11 protein-coding genes are annotated in these 15244 nt (G+C 35.6%); 2 read left to right on the top strand and 9 right to left on the bottom strand.

Features of this window, described 5'->3' with window-relative positions:
- Positions 1 to 4: 4 nt before the first annotated feature.
- A complete protein-coding gene (gene rpoD / locus CCZ01_RS01065) occupies positions 5 to 2047 on the top strand; it encodes an RNA polymerase sigma factor RpoD (RefSeq protein ID WP_112051537.1) in 2043 nt (680 codons plus the stop codon).
- Between the two features lie 592 nt (positions 2048 to 2639).
- Here rpoD and CCZ01_RS01060 read toward each other — a convergent pair.
- The 9 genes from CCZ01_RS01060 to CCZ01_RS01020 form a co-directional block, all read right to left on the bottom strand.
- On the bottom strand, positions 2640 to 3899 hold the full coding sequence (locus tag CCZ01_RS01060; protein ID WP_112051386.1) for a glycosyltransferase family 4 protein: 1260 nt from the start codon (positions 3897 to 3899) through the stop codon (positions 2640 to 2642).
- Positions 3896 to 5431, bottom strand: coding sequence for a glycosyltransferase (locus tag CCZ01_RS01055; protein ID WP_112051385.1), 1536 nt, complete (start codon positions 5429 to 5431; stop codon positions 3896 to 3898). The genes CCZ01_RS01060 and CCZ01_RS01055 overlap by 4 nt, the downstream gene beginning before the upstream one ends.
- Positions 5428 to 8406: a hypothetical protein gene (locus CCZ01_RS01050; RefSeq protein ID WP_112051384.1), complete on the bottom strand. Its 2979-nt coding sequence runs from the start codon at positions 8404 to 8406 to the stop codon at positions 5428 to 5430. The genes CCZ01_RS01055 and CCZ01_RS01050 overlap by 4 nt, the downstream gene beginning before the upstream one ends.
- Position 8407: 1 nt before the next feature.
- Complete coding sequence (locus CCZ01_RS01045) at positions 8408 to 9796, bottom strand: mannose-1-phosphate guanylyltransferase/mannose-6-phosphate isomerase (protein WP_112051383.1); 1389 nt, start codon at positions 9794 to 9796, stop codon at positions 8408 to 8410.
- Between the two features lie 129 nt (positions 9797 to 9925).
- Complete coding sequence (locus CCZ01_RS01040) at positions 9926 to 11047, bottom strand: c-type cytochrome (protein WP_112051382.1); 1122 nt, start codon at positions 11045 to 11047, stop codon at positions 9926 to 9928.
- Positions 11044 to 12279, bottom strand: a complete 1236-nt coding sequence (locus CCZ01_RS01035; protein ID WP_112051381.1) for a cytochrome b — start codon at positions 12277 to 12279, stop codon at positions 11044 to 11046. The genes CCZ01_RS01040 and CCZ01_RS01035 overlap by 4 nt, the downstream gene beginning before the upstream one ends.
- 14 nt (positions 12280 to 12293) lie before the next feature.
- The gene (gene petA / locus CCZ01_RS01030) at positions 12294 to 12800 is read right to left on the bottom strand and encodes a ubiquinol-cytochrome c reductase iron-sulfur subunit (RefSeq protein WP_112051380.1); all 507 of its coding nucleotides are present in this window, start codon (positions 12798 to 12800) and stop codon (positions 12294 to 12296) included.
- A 218-nt stretch (positions 12801 to 13018) separates the two neighbouring features.
- A complete protein-coding gene (locus CCZ01_RS01025) occupies positions 13019 to 13576 on the bottom strand; it encodes a Fe-S-containing hydro-lyase (RefSeq protein WP_112051379.1) in 558 nt (185 codons plus the stop codon).
- Between the two features lie 12 nt (positions 13577 to 13588).
- Positions 13589 to 14434 (bottom strand): fumarate hydratase, encoded by an 846-nt coding sequence (locus CCZ01_RS01020; protein ID WP_112051378.1) that lies wholly within the window; start codon positions 14432 to 14434, stop codon positions 13589 to 13591.
- A 242-nt stretch (positions 14435 to 14676) separates the two neighbouring features.
- Between CCZ01_RS01020 and CCZ01_RS01015 the strand changes: the two genes are divergently transcribed.
- On the top strand, positions 14677 to 15015 hold the full coding sequence (locus CCZ01_RS01015) for a TRL-like family protein (protein WP_112051377.1): 339 nt from the start codon (positions 14677 to 14679) through the stop codon (positions 15013 to 15015).
- Positions 15016 to 15244 lie beyond the last annotated feature (229 nt).

Here is a 15244-nt window from a genome sequence, read left to right as displayed (position 1 = left end):
AAAAATGGCAACTAATATTGTTGAATCTCAAGAAAATAGCACAGAAGTTTCCACTCCAAAAGTGGTTCGTAAAAAAGTAGCAAAGGATGCTACAAAACAAAAAAAAGTAACAAAAGTTGTTGTGCAGAAAAATGAAGGAGCTACAGATGGACAGAAGCCTAAAACAAAGAAGGCTGTATCTTCTAAAAAAGTGCCAGAGAAGCGGACATTAAACCAAGAATTAGAGTTTCTATTTAAGTCATCAAAAGAAAAATATGTTTCTTATGATCGTATAGTGCAGCTTTTTGCAAAACCCCCAACAATTGCACAAGCTAAGAAAGTGCAAGATTTGTCAACCAAATATAAGAAAAAACTTTTGAGTTCTTCAGAAATTGCTCAATTGCTTAATAAAGAAGATGTAAAAAAAATTAAGCAAGAGAAAAAGCGTAAGATGCAAGATAACGAGGAAGATAAATTTGATTTTGCTAAAGAAAAAGAGTTATTAGAATGGAGTAGGAGTGATTCTCCTGTTCGTATGTATTTGCGAGAAATGGGGCAAATTCCACTTCTTTTAAAAGAAGATGAAGTGAAGTTAAGTCGTGATATTGAATTAGGTGAAAATATCATTCTCGATGCAATTTGTTCTGTGCCTTATTTGATTGATTTTATTTTAGATTATAAGGATGCGTTGATTAATCGTGAGAGGCGCGTGAAGGAATTATTTAAAAGTTTTGAGGTTGACGAGGAAGATGAGAATGATGAGTTAATTGAAGCTGATGATGTGATTGATGGTGAGGAGGGCGAAGAAGGAGAATCACCAACTATAGGAAAAAAGGATCAAAAACGAATTGAAAAGGTTTTTGTTAGCTTTAAAGCTTTAGAGAAAGCAAAGAAAGATTGGCTAAAAACTTTAAATGGGCAAGAATCTGAAGAAGGAAACGCACTGTTTTTGCTTACCTCTGCATTTAAGAAGCAAATTTTAAAGATGAAATTGCTTGATTTAGGGCCTACAACAAAATTAATTAACGAATTGGTTAAGGCAATGGAGAATACGCTTAAGAGTGACGAAGGCTTTGAAAAGGAATTGAAACGTTTAGAATATAAACTTCCACTATTTAATGAAATGTTGATTGAAAATCATCAGAGAATTCTAAAAAATATTGTTAACATGGAAAAAAGTGATATTGCTACACAAGTGTCAGAAGCAACGATGGTTTCCACTTATATGGAAATTAAGAAACTTTTTACAACAAAGCAGGCAAGCGAGGCATCTTTTAATCTTGACCCTGACCACTTAAAAGAGATTCTTGACCAGATTAAACGCGGTAAAGATATTGCGGATAAGGCAAAAACAAAAATGGCAAAGAGTAATTTGCGTCTTGTTGTGAGTATTGCTAAGCGATACACAAATCGTGGATTACCCTTTTTGGACCTAATTCAAGAGGGTAATATTGGACTAATGAAAGCTGTTGATAAATTTGAATACAAAAAAGATTTCAAATTTTCCACTTACGCAACTTGGTGGATTCGTCAAGCTATTAGTCGTGCAATTGCTGATCAAGCAAGGACGATTAGAATCCCTATCCATATGATTGAGACAATTAACAAAATTAATAAAATTGTGCGACAGCATTTGCAAGAAAATGGTAAAGAACCCGATGTTGAAACAATCGCAGAAGAAGTTGGACTTCCTGTGGATAAAGTCAAGAATGTTATTAAGATTACTAAAGAGCCTATTAGCCTTGAAGCACCGATTGGTAGTGATGAAGATGGGAAGTTTGGAGATTTTGTTGAGGATAAGAATTCGATATGTCCGATGGATTATATTTTAAAAGAAGACTTGAAAACGCAAATTAGTGAAGTGCTAGATCAATTAAATGAACGAGAAAGGGCAGTGATTCGTATGCGTTTTGGATTGTTGGAGGACGAAAGCGACCGAACTTTGGAAGAAATTGGGAAGGAATTGAATGTAACCAGAGAACGCGTGAGGCAGATTGAGTCTAGTGCTATTAAAAAGCTTAAGCACCCTAAAGTTGGACGTGCATTGAAGAATTATATTGAAGATTAATCCTCTTTTAGTAACCCTATAATCTCATTTATAGGGTTTATATGATATATTTATTGTAGTTTTGTTTTACCTATTAGCTATAGCTAAATTATTGCTAGACACTGGATCGCATTGTTGGGCTATAAATCCTTTTATCAAGATTCTGATTTTTTTATTGATGCCTCTATTCCCATTTAATTGAAGAATGCCTTTTTTTGAATCTCCAGCATTTGGGTAAAATTATTCGCTTTTAATCTCCCCTTTTACCTTCCCCCCATTTTTTATTATTAAGTCTAATGCTGAAGAATCCATATAAAAATCTTTGCAAGAGCAATACATAGATTTTCCTGCTAGAATGACAATGGCTACTACCTTTTTTATACGCTAATTTTTTATTTTAAGTTTTTATAATTACACTGTCAATTTCTATTGAAGTTACAAAATGTTGTAAGGTTGGCACGAGTAACCTAAGAATAGTTCTTGTAGATGATATTATTTATAATTTATCTTATGTGGTTCTTAGGTTGAAAAAAGGGTAGAATCTTGATTTTCTCCAGCAAATAATAATATTGATGATTTGCTGAACCAGCAGTATTTTCTTGGGGAGAGGGGATTATTTTTTATCTTGTGTATCTGCTGAATCTGACATTTTGTCAACAGGCGGTAGTGCAAATTCACCTAATTTTACAGCAATACGTCCGACTAATTCTCCTAAAGGTTTGAGGGTAATTCCCCAATAAAGTGTATCGCGTTGTTTTTGTTCATCTTTACTGATAGTCTTAATTTTTTGTGTAAATGCTTGTTGAATTGCTTTTATAAACTCTTCTTGTGTTTTGACAACTGAAAAGTTGCTTAATTGTTTAGCAAATTCAAAACCACGAATCGCTGTATTTGTCGCGATAACATGGCGATTTGCGACAATAGCCTCTGCAGTTTTAAGATTTGAACCACCGCCATTTGTAATAGGTAAAAGAATGGCGGAAGCTTGTTTAAGTAGGCATTGTAAGAGTATTTCACTGACTTCACCCAAAATAATTAACTTTTCTTTGTTAATAAGCAACGCCATATCTGCTTCTTTGGGCATGTATTGTTCCAGAATATAAGAAACACTACCCGCAACAATAATCTTTTGGTTAGGTTTTAGAAATGCAAGATTTCCAGATAACATATTCCAAAAACCTAATGCATTTGGGATATGGGCAGAGCCGACAAATAATGCAAATTGAAAGCCATTAAGCTTTTGTTTTAAAGTTTTCATAGAATCTAAATCAGTCAGATGGCGATCAACCCCATTAGGACAAATGCTCACATCTTTTGCTCCCATTTTTTGGAGCTTATCTGCATCAGATTGTGTGCATGCAATGACATAATCTGCATTTAAACATAGTTGCTCTTCTTGATGTCGAATTGCAGAAATTAATGTTTCATCAGCTTTATCTAAGCATTCTAGTAATTCTTGCTTTGCTTCATATTCAATATTGTGTGAAGAATATACTAAAATTGGACGTTTGTTTACTTCAAGAGAAGTATATAGGGCTTGATAAAGGGGATATAGCCAAGATTGTTCGATAAAAATGACTTGCGGATTAAAATCAATGATACGACTTTTTAGACGTGAAAAATAGGGTTCTTGTGTGCAAAGCAAGGAGGTTGCATAATCATAAGCAAAAGAAGAGTAAGGAGACTTTGCTAAATCATTTTTACTTATTTTTATATCATTAATTTCATACTGGCTATGTGTGGGTTCGCATAGGGAAACAATACGTACTTTATGCCCTTGAAGGCGTAAATAATGGGCAATATGTTGGACACGGATTTGTCCTCCATGTCTTGGTAAAATGGTTGGATAAGTGCTTAAAAGCAAGATATTCATCTTTGTTCCTTTTGGGCATGAATTGCAAAATTAATACACTCTTCTGCAAAATCTCGCCATCTTCTCTGTTTGAATTGTTCTTTAATTTTTTTTTCTAAAGATTGCAATTTAGCAGGTTGATTGCTGAAGGTACTCACTATATTTGCCCACTCATATGCATTGTGTGCATCGATGATAGGCATCAGGTTTTGTGTTGCTTCGGCAAGTGCGGGTGCATTAGAAATGATTGCGACTTTACCATAAGAGAGTGATTCAGCTGCTCCAAGCCCCCATCCCTCTGCAAAAGAGGGAAATAGAGTAAAGGCAGTCTTTTGATAAAGATCCTTCAATTCTTCATCAGTTACATCTGAATACCAAAAAACTTTATTTTTAAATTGTTCTTGTTGTATTTCCTTTAAGAGTTTTTCAACACCCCAACCTTCCATACCGACAAAAACAAGGTCAGGTATACGAATATTGTTGTGTTGCTGTAAAATTTTCCATGCTTCAAGCAGAATTTGATGATTTTTGCGAATCTCAAGAGTGCTGACATAAAGTGCATAAAAATCAGAATGCGGACGTTTAGCAAAACGTGCAATCAGCGGATTTGTAGAGGGGGTTTGTTTTTGAGGTTCTATATCAGGGCTGTCTGATGAAATAAATTCTCCAGTTTTAGAGTCTATTTTAAGGTAGATTTCTGGTGATTCAACAATGGTGGGTAACAGTTGAGTTGATTGTGCTTGGCTATTAGATTCTTGTTTTGTGTGTGGCTGATTGGATTCTTCTTGTTTTTGTAGTGGTGAACTTCCTAGATGTAAAACATTAATTTGGCTTGTAGGCGTGATATGGTAGTCCTTTGCGAGTTTTAAGAATTCTGATTTAGAGAATTCAGAAATTGTTACAAGTCCGTCACTCATTGTCGCAAGATAATAGAAAAAGAGATTAAAACGTTTTAACAGATCAGTTGAAGCTGCCCACTCAGGATTTCTAAGAATGATGACATCATAAAAAATTCCAATAAATTTAAAGTTAATTTCCTTTTTTAAGAGATAAAGTAAGGAGTAATTAGATAAATCCCAATCTAATCCTCCACTAATAAAGAGTGTTTCTTTATCAAATAAATTACGTGTTAAACGCGTAATAGGCGGTATTTTAATTGCTTCTAATTCTTCTTGAATTTTTTCTTTCTGACTTTTTATTAATTCTTTATTAGCGTATTTTTTCAATATTTTTTCAATATTTTTTCCATATTTTTCTAGGCGATTAGATAAGGAATGGAGGTGATTTTTAATGGGTGATATAATTTTAAACGAAGAATGGTTATTTTCTTGTGTGCCTCTTAAATGTGCACAAACTTCCTGTATGTTTTCTGCAGAAATTTCAGAAATTTCATCTCTTTGTTTGTTGAATTGGACATATTTTATTCTAAAATCAGTTTGTAAAAGATATTCAGCTATTTCTAATTCTGCACGTACAATACCGACTGGTGAGCGATTCCAGTAGAGTAGAGTTGTACAGTCAAATAGAATTGTGCTTATTGATTTTTCAATCATAATTTATTCCTTTGAAGTAGGTTTTGTATGGTTTGAGTGTAGGAAAGTGGTTGTGCTGTAGATTGTTCTTTTGGTTTATTAAGAATTTCTTTTAATGTTTGTGCTGTTAGAGATTGAGGGGCTATACTATTTTTGCCTAGCAATTCTTGATTGTGAGGAGAATCATTAATGATAATTTGTAAGGATTCTCCCAATGCTTCTGCTATTGCAATCCCAATTATAGAGTCTGACATAATACAGACAGAGCAATGTCGGAAGAGGGTTTGCAGTTCTTTGCTACTATAACCCTCAAGCCACCAAAGTCGTTTATGTAGCTCTTTGTGCTTTTGTACCTGTTTTTTTGCCTCGCCATTTTGCGTTGTATCGCTTAAGAGTAAAAAACTAACATTCTCGTCTTTTGTCCATAATTCATCAAAAATCTTTAAATATTCTAAAATTTTAGGATCTTCATCACCTAAATATAAGACAAGTTTTTTATTTCTAATTGTTCGTATTGCTTCTTTGAAGTAGGTGTTTCCACGCGTGAATAATTGTTCTTGAATAAGATTAGACATTTGTAAAACTTCAATTTTTAGTGCTGCATTTCGCTCAATATTTTCTTTTTTTAAATATTCTAAAAAGATTTGCATTTTTGCAGAAGAAAGGCAGAATAAACGACTTGAATAACAGGCAATAACCCTTAAAGAATCTTTTATGGATAGAGACTTAGAGGTATCCTCTGTAGGGATTGTGTAAAACATAGAATAAATGTCTACACCTCTATCCTGTAATTCTTTATAAGCTACCTCTAAAGATAAAATTCGCTCCAAGTTATGTTCTAAATTTAGAAAAATATCACCCTTGAATAAGTCTAAATGCTCCTGTTGAATGTGTAAATCTTCCCCTAAGAATAGCCAAAATATTTCAGAATAGGAACGTATGATTTTTTCAGAATTTAAATGAACAGGGATTATTTCATAATTTTTTTCATAAGAAGGAGTCAGTAATGCATTTAGAATACCGGCACTCCAACGTTTAACTTCCCCAGTAGGCTCTAAAAATGATGCGACTTCAAAAGCAATTTTAGGACGTAATGGAGAATCTCTGAAGGCGGGCATAGATAAAGAAAAACAAAGTGGTTCTTCAAAAAGGGGATATTCTCCTAAGAGTTTTTTTTGAGGAGAGACATGACCTTTTTGGATATGTAAAAGCGTTCGCCAAATATCCTCTGTTAAGAAATTGGTATGTAAAGGAATAAAGCTTTCTCCTTTAAAATCTTTAAGTACGCCACTCATTGTCGCAACAAGTATACCTTGACTTTTGATTGCAAAATAAGTATTAAATTGAAAACCTGGTTGATTGAGTAGAAAACATGCTTTTGCTTTTTCTAAAAAACCTAAAATGGTGGGGGTTAAAATAATATGCCCTAAAAATCCTTGTTCAATATCTTCTTCTAGCTTATCTTGCTCTTTTGTGTAGATTAGATTTTGAATCACTAAAGTATATTGATTCCATAGGGAACTTTTTTTCCATGCTTGCAAGAAGCGCTTTATTTCATTGTAGGAGGAGGCAGCTAGCAATATGTAATCGCTTTCAATGACTTCACTTGCAGGAAGAGGGTTGAGGTGGGGTAGTAAGTTGCATAAGAGGATTTTTTGCTTAAATTGTGGATATTGTTGCAATACAAGAGTAATAGATTCCTTTGAGGGCAGTAAGACATAATCCGAATATTCAAGGAGTGTACGAATAAAACTTAAACGCGATCGTTCATGATTTTTAAGTAACTGCACCCCAAGTCCTATACCACAAGAATAGTAAACTTCATTGCGAATCATATTCCTTGTTAAGGGAAAAGGGTGGGGGTAAGAATGGTGGTCAAGTACTTCACTGAAATCTAGCTCCTCCTTTTCTTTGGATAAAAGCGTTGAATCTAGTTTGCCAAAAATATCAAAAAGCAAGACGGCACCACCATATTGCTTAATATAAGGTGTAATCATAACTCCCTCAAAAGGATTTACAAGAATATAATAAATTTCATCATTCCAACGCATATGATTAATGATTTTTTTGACAGGTTGTACTTCTTGAGAAAATAACCCCTCTTGAATAATCAAGTCATCACTCATCAGTACAATTTCTCTATCAGGCATACTTGCAATAAAAGAACGAACATATTCTATTGTTAGCATTGAATTGGAGCAGAACATAACTAGAACTCGTCCATTACTTTTTTCTTGATTGTGGCTTTTTTTTAATCCATATCGTTCTCTACCTCTTAGATATTCCTTCCATGTATCTTTAACTTTTGAAGTAAAAAGATGGTGAATCAGCTTTTGCATAATACCTTTTTTAGTTGTTTTTGGTGTTTCATCATGTATGATTGGTGTAGGCGTATGCACTGTTGAGTGTAATTCTGCACAACGTCTTTTAAGCCATAAAATCTCTTCTTTTAGAGCTTCTTTTGATGGAGTGGAGAAAGGCTTGTCTTCAGAGGGCGACGAACAAACAGACTCTAGTAACTCTATAGAATCTTTGTGGCAGAAATAAATACCATGTCTAAAACTGCAACCTTGCAAAAAGTTTTGTTGTAATAGATTTTTGTATTGTGTGAGGCTTGTAGGGGGTAGGGCAAGAATACGGATTTTTTTCTTATTTACTATTTCATCAAAAATCCACAGAATCATCTCATCTGATGTTTGTGGATCAATGCGTAAAAAATCAATGTAATCATAATCTTTTAGAATATGTATAAAATCTTCTTGAGAATAGCAGTGTTTTTCCCAATAACGCAAAATACGAAAATTTGAATCGACTTGAGAGTGAGTTAATACAATACCCTCTGCACCCATTGTGTATAAGAGATGGGTTGGGCTACCTTCCCTTGCGTATTTTGGGTAACTTTCTACATAGGTTATTTTTTGCTTAGCAAAAATGCGTGCTACAAAAATATCTTCATAATCCACGCATAGCGATCGTTCTAGTTGGCTTTCGTTCATTTTATTCCTTATTTCTCTCTTTTTTATGGTAGTCATCATCAAGTCGAACAATATCATCTTCCCCCAAATAACTTCCTATCTGCACTTCAATAATAACAAGAGGTATTTTGTCAGGATTGCTTAAGCGGTGAATCTCCCCGACAGGAATATAAATGGACTCATTAGGACATAAGGTAACTTCCTTGTCTTTAAGTCGTACAAGTGCATTCCCACTAACAACCACCCAATGTTCACTACGATGAAAATGCTTTTGTAGGGATAGACTCTTGCCGGGATTTACAATAATGCGTTTAATTTTGTAGGTTTTTTCTTCCTTTAAGACCTTATATGTCCCCCAAGGGCGATAAACTAAGAGATGAGTGTGATGAATGTTTTTTTCTTCTTTTTTGAGTTTTGCAATGACCTCACGTACACGTTGTCCAGAACCCCTTTTTACTACAAGCAAGGCATCATGTGTATCAACTATCATTAAATTATCAACTTCTACAAGAGCTATTTGTCTTTTGGAGGTAAGAATTAGATTGTTTGTAGAATCAAGTAGTAGGGCATTGCTTTGTGTATTACCTGCTGAATCCTTACTTAATTCTTGATATAAAGCATCAAAACTTCCTATATCACTCCATTCAATGTGTGATTCAACCATTTTAATTTTTTGACTTTTTTCAATTAAGGCATAATCAATGCTTTGAGGTTCAAGATGACAAACAGATTCTTCCTTGATGCGTGTATAGTTATACTCTTTGCTAGAATTTTGTATCGCACTTTGGGCAGTTTCATAAATATGCGGTGCGTGTTGCTTTAACTCCTCTAAAAAAGTATGGGCTTGAAAACAAAACAATCCACTATTCCAAAAATAATCTCCTTGTGCAATATATTTCTGTGCTGTTTCGTAATCAGGTTTTTCTTTGAAGGATAAAATATTTTCACCCCTTGCTTGAATGTAGCCAAAACCACTTTCAGGATATAGAGCCGGAACGCCACACGTAACAATATAGCCTTCTTGTGCTAATTCTTTTGCTCGTGTGATGACTTGATTGTATGCATATTGATTCTTAATAAGGTGGTCTGATGGAGCAACTAAAATAATTTCATTAGCAGGGAGTGAGAGTGCACCCAAGGCAATAGCGATGGCAGTGTTTTTAGCATTTTCTTCAAGAATAAAAGAAAACTGATTGTCTTGACAAATATTCTTGAGTTGGTCTGAAGCAAGAAAATAATATTCTGAGTGAGTAACGATTAAAAATGCGTCACTTAGAACCATATTGCGTTTAATGCATTTTTGGAATAAAGAATCTCCCTCAAAAAGAGAGAGGAACTGTTTAGGCATTAGTCCCCGACTGATTGGCCATAGACGCGTCCCAGAGCCACCACATAAAATAAGTGTTACCATAACATACCTTGATGTAATCTTGCAAAACTAAGCGAGGATTATATCTATTTTTGACTTTCTTTTGGTTAAAAGTTCCATTTTTTATGCAGACTTATCCCACTCTCTTTTGTGGGAGAATGGGATAATGCTTTAATGTAAATCTCTCCAGCGACTGTTTTTCCATAAATAAGCAAGAATTGCCATAATAGCAAAGAATCCCATAAGATAAATTCCCAAAGATTCCCTTTCTGCTTTCTTGCTATCTCCAACGCTTTCAAGATAAGCAATAACTTGTTTCTCAGCCTGTTCGTTCAAGCCAACGCGTGGCATAGAAGTGCCAGGAAGTCGCTTTTGCGGATCATTAATGAAGGTATGCAAATAATCCAAACTTCTTGCACGAATTATAATGGAGAGGTCTGGAATATAGCGGACACCCATATATGCATTAACATTATCAGCCGTAGAAAGTGCTTCAATGCCATCGTATTTGACAGAGTGGCAACGTGCACATGCATCGATAAAGGCCTGCTTGTTGTCCATCTCTTTTGGTGCAATATTCTTTAAATATGCAACCATATCCGCAATTTCTGCATCACTATTCACATCTTTATATGCTAACATAGGGTGAACCTTACCACTTCCTTCTGCAAACTTGTGGCTAACCTTTGCTGCAACAGCTGGATCTTTGATGAAATTAAATAAATAATATGAATCATAAAGATAACCAGTGCTTGAAAGATCGGGTGGAACAACGCCATAAGTGCTAGAAAGTGTTGCATTATCCATTGCCTGTGCAAACCCTTGAGATTCAATACTGTGGCAGGCTACACAATTACCCGTTACAAGTTCTTGTCCGTTTGCAGCGTTTCCTTTGTTAATAGTTTCTGAAAGCACAGGGAATGTATCCTCTACAAGTTTATTCCAATCGGCTAATTGTTTTTCATAGATTTGCTGTGCTTCAGTGTCAACTTGTGCTTTATATTTGCTGTCAAATTCTGCCTGAATTTGTGCATCGAGTTTTTCAGCTTCCTCCGCTGGAAGAGTGTTTATGTCTTTTCCTGCAAGGACATCATTGCGTGCTTTTTCGAGTGCCGCATCGGCGATTGGTTTACGGATATTATCATAAACAGGTGCAGGTGCAACAGAATCTTTAAAGGTATAATCTGCAGGAGCAACATGAGGATTCATTACGCTATGTGCTAAGGGTTCTACACCCCAGTAAATAATACCTGTAATAATGACAAGTAAAGCAAGAATTTTCAATTCTTTCATGAGCGACCTCCTACCTTTTTATTTTCTGCTGCTGTGATGATAGGCAAGAGTGCAAACAATGCCAAAAATGTAACTGAAGCGACAAAGCCAATATATGCATTCATACCCGTTGGCGGGAGTTTTCCATAAATTGTTAAGACGATTAAGTCAGCAACAAGCAACCAAAACCACAAGAAGAATCCACCCCTCTTATGTGCTGGAGCAACAACTTTGCTACGATCAAGTAAAGGCATAAGTAAGAATATAACATTCGCGATACCAAATGCAATTAACCCTAAATCAGAGCTGAAGAAGAAACCCCTTAAGACTTCATAACTCCACAAGAAATACCATTCTGGATAAATGTGTGGAGGGGTTTTGAGCGAATCGGCTGGGTCAAAGTTGATTGGATCCATTGCAAAATTAAAGTGAAAACAAACAAGATAGAAAAAGCCAATCATAAAAACACAGACAACAAAGATGTCTTTTGAAAGAAAATCTGGCCAAAATGAAACAACTTGTGCTTCTTTCTTGTTCCCTGCTTTATATTTTTCTGCTTCCTTATCAAAATCAATCACCTCACCTGTTTCATTGTTTACATGTGGAAACCTCAAAGTGTAGAAGTGAAGAGCAATTAGAGCTAAAATGACGACAGGTAAAAGCACAACATGAAGCATAAAGAATCTAGTGAGTGTTGCATCGGCAGGAATAAAGTTTCCACGAATCCACACAACCAAATCCGCACCAATTAATGGGATACCACCAAAAAGGTTTGTGATCACTGCTGCAGCCCAAAAACTCATTTGCCCCCAAGGAAGCATATAACCACTAAACGCTTCTGCTGAAAAAATCATAAAGAGTAGCATACCACTAATCCAAATCATTTCTCTTCCGCGTTTGTAAGAGCCATAATAAATACCAACGAACATATGGATATAAATTACAAGGAAGATCACAGATGCTGCGACGGCATGAATATGTCTCCATAACCAACCATAGGCAACCTCTTGCATAATTGTATAATTTACACTATCAAATGCAAGCTTTGTGTCTGGCTTGTAATACATTAAAAGCATAAGTCCTGATACAAAAAGCACAAGAAACATTACAAGCAAGGTTACACCCATAGCCCACAAAAAGTTGATTTTTTTTGGAATCCAATATTCCGTCATCATCACCTTTATAAAATTTTTAATAGCTAATCGCTGGTCTAGCCAATCGACTATTCCATTAGCTTCTTTAAATTCTGCCATTTAATTCTCCTTTTCTATACGTTCGCTTCTTTGAGCTGCTGATATTCAGGACCTTCCTCACCTAAAACTAATGTATTTCCATTGATTTTAAATGGAGGTATCTCCATAGGTGTAGGAGGTGGTCCAAAAGTGTTACGTCCACAAACATCAAATTCGCCACCATGGCAAGCACATTTAAATTGCATAGAAGCTGGTTCATAAGCTGGAATACAGCCCAAATGAGTACAGATTTGGATACCCACAGAATAATCACTCTGTGATACCACAACATCGCGTGTTTTGCACTTTTTCATAGCGGCTGTTTTTTTAATAATATAAACGGGCTTACCTCGCCATTCAACAACTCTTAGCTCACCCTCTGCCATTGGGCTTAAATCTACGGTCGTAAAACCTGCAGCAATGACACTAGGTAATGGATCCCATGTCCCTTTGATGGCTACAAGTGTTGCACCCGCACCAACAAGAGCAACACCTCCTAAAGCCATTCCAAGGAAATCACGCCTATTCACATTCTCTGACATTAACGCTCCCCTTTTGTAGTAATATTTGAGTAGATATTCTAATACCCTTTAACTTAAAACTACATTCTTTATTTAAAAAAATTGCTATTTTGTTTGCCTTAATATGATAAATGGTTAAAATGGTAGGAATGTGAGGGTAGATTTGCTATTGTAAGTGAGAAAAATAAAAGCCATTTCTATGTTTTTCACAAAGAAATGGCGGAATGCAGTGTTAGGAACTAGATTTCTTTGTAGGGTTCTTGACCGATAGTGTAAAAATTGGTTCCTTTGGAGTCAATTGCCACAATTGCTGGAAAATCTTCAATTGTCAATCTTGCAATTGCCTCTGGCCCCAATTCTGGATATGCAAGAACTTCGTATTTTTTAATTGATTTTGCAATGAATGCAGCAGCTCCACCTACTGCAACCATATAAACAGCCTTGTGTTGAACGATGGACTCAATCACTTCGGGAGAACGATAACCCTTACCTATCATTCCTGTGATTCCTTGATCGAGGATTGTTGGAGTATATTTGTCCATTCTTCCGCTTGTTGTTGGTCCTGCTGAACCAATAGGGTCTCCGGGTTTTGCTGGACTTGGTCCTAAGTAGTAAATTGTTTGATTGACAAGATCCACAGGCAACTTCTCTCCCTTTGCCAAAGCCTCTGTTAAAGCTTTATGTGCAGCATCTCTAGCGGCTATAATTGTTCCACTAATTAAGACTCTATCTCCTGCTTTTAGTGTTTGTGCAACCTCTGTTGTGAATGGTGCGGTAATTTTAATTGCTTCAGACATCATTTCCCCCTTTTAAAGATCAATGCCTGCATGTCTTGCAGCATGGCAGTTAATGTTAACGGCAACAGGTAAACCAGCGATATGTGTGGGATACCATTCAATATTAACCTTGAATGCAGTTGTTGTGCCTCCTAGCCCTTGCGGTCCCACACCTGTTTTATTAGCAAGTTCCACGAATTCTTTTTCTAATTCAGCATACTTAGGATGCGGATTATAACTATCCACATCTCTTACCGCTGCTTGTTTTGCTAAGAGTGCAGCTTTTTCCATTGTTCCACCAATGCCAACTCCTACAACCATAGGAGGACACGCATTTGGTCCTGCTAATTTGACTGCTTCTAAGAAAACTTTTTTAACACCCTCAAGCCCATCAGCTGGGACAAGCATTTTTAAGATACTTTTATTTTCACTACCAAAGCCTTTTGGGCAGACTTGAATATGGAATTTATCTCCTTTGATAATGCGTGTGTGAATCACCGCTGGAGTATTGTTCTGTGTATTTGTGCGTTCAAAAATAGGCTCTTTCACAACAGATTTGCGCAAATAGGCATCAACATAGCCTTTTCCTATCCCCTCATTAATGGCATCTTCAAGGTAGCCACCCTCGATGTGTACGTCTTGTCCAATTTCTACAAAAACAACCGTCATTCCTGTATCTTGGCAAATAGGTCGTTCCTCATTTTTTGCAATATCAGCATTTTGAATCAAAGTGCCGATAATACTTTTACCCAATGGAGAACTTTCGCTTGCTTCTGCTTTTTTGAAAGCTTCATACATATCAGGGGTTACATTACAACAGGCTTGTTTGCAAAGTTTTGCAACAGCTTGAGTGATATCCTTTGCTTGAACTGTCCTCATCACTGCTCCTTTTTAATAAATGATTTGGAATTTTCCACGTGGATATTGTAGCTTTTTAAGATTAAAAAAAAGATAAAGTTTAGAATGTAACTCCTAAATGACCAATGATAGTTTATTATATATATAATTATATATATATATATATATATATATATATATATATATATAATTATATATTGACAAATTGGTATGAATTACTGTAGAATCTCCGGTGTTATTTTTGAAATTTAGAAAGGAGATTTATGTTAAAAATCTTAATGTCTTTAGGTTTAGGCTTTGCTTTAATGGTGGGTCTTACAGGTTGTGGTGTTGGAGCAGTTATGACTGGTGATCCTGTTTTTGGTGTTGTTTATGCTGATGTGAATGCACCTACAAAAGGTGCTATAGGTGAAGGTGGTGCAATGACAAAAGTTGGTGAGGCATCATGCGAGAGTATTTTATCTCTTGTTGCAAAAGGGGATTGTAGCGTTGCAGCAGCAGCTAAGAATGGTGGAATTACACAAGTATCAGCTGTCGACCATCATACGATGAGTATTTTAGGGATTTATGTAAAATACACAACTAAAGTTTCTGGAAAGTAATTTATGGTGAATCCACCCAACCACTAAAGATGGTTGGGCTTCTTGTTTCATTGATAGACACTAGCATCAAGTATGCTACTATGTTTTAATATCCCACTAGTTATTTCCACAGGTATAACTTCAGATCATTCTACCTTAGATTTATCTATTTCAGTTAGCATACTAATTAAGCCTTTTATACTAAGGGTTTATAAAGCTATAAAATTATATTGATTGGTTATCTTATCTA

It is taken from the genome of Helicobacter monodelphidis (assembly GCF_003288845.1).
Taxonomy (GTDB): Bacteria; Campylobacterota; Campylobacteria; order Campylobacterales; family Helicobacteraceae; genus NHYN01.
This window is presented reverse-complemented; position numbering and strand designations above follow the sequence as displayed.

What these genes read in the sequence shown, in the direction of transcription:
- rpoD (WP_112051537.1), top strand. Translation starts at nt 5, where the DNA reads ATGGCAACTAATATTGTTGAATCTCAAGAAAATAGCACAGAAGTTTCC.
- CCZ01_RS01060 (WP_112051386.1), bottom strand. Translation starts at nt 3,899, where the DNA reads ATGAATATCTTGCTTTTAAGCACTTATCCAACCATTTTACCAAGACAT.
- CCZ01_RS01055 (WP_112051385.1), bottom strand. Translation starts at nt 5,431, where the DNA reads ATGATTGAAAAATCAATAAGCACAATTCTATTTGACTGTACAACTCTA.
- CCZ01_RS01050 (WP_112051384.1), bottom strand. Translation starts at nt 8,406, where the DNA reads ATGAACGAAAGCCAACTAGAACGATCGCTATGCGTGGATTATGAAGAT.
- CCZ01_RS01045 (WP_112051383.1), bottom strand. Translation starts at nt 9,796, where the DNA reads ATGGTAACACTTATTTTATGTGGTGGCTCTGGGACGCGTCTATGGCCA.
- CCZ01_RS01040 (WP_112051382.1), bottom strand. Translation starts at nt 11,047, where the DNA reads ATGAAAGAATTGAAAATTCTTGCTTTACTTGTCATTATTACAGGTATT.
- CCZ01_RS01035 (WP_112051381.1), bottom strand. Translation starts at nt 12,279, where the DNA reads ATGGCAGAATTTAAAGAAGCTAATGGAATAGTCGATTGGCTAGACCAG.
- petA (WP_112051380.1), bottom strand. Translation starts at nt 12,800, where the DNA reads ATGTCAGAGAATGTGAATAGGCGTGATTTCCTTGGAATGGCTTTAGGA.
- CCZ01_RS01025 (WP_112051379.1), bottom strand. Translation starts at nt 13,576, where the DNA reads ATGTCTGAAGCAATTAAAATTACCGCACCATTCACAACAGAGGTTGCA.
- CCZ01_RS01020 (WP_112051378.1), bottom strand. Translation starts at nt 14,434, where the DNA reads ATGAGGACAGTTCAAGCAAAGGATATCACTCAAGCTGTTGCAAAACTT.
- CCZ01_RS01015 (WP_112051377.1), top strand. Translation starts at nt 14,677, where the DNA reads ATGTTAAAAATCTTAATGTCTTTAGGTTTAGGCTTTGCTTTAATGGTG.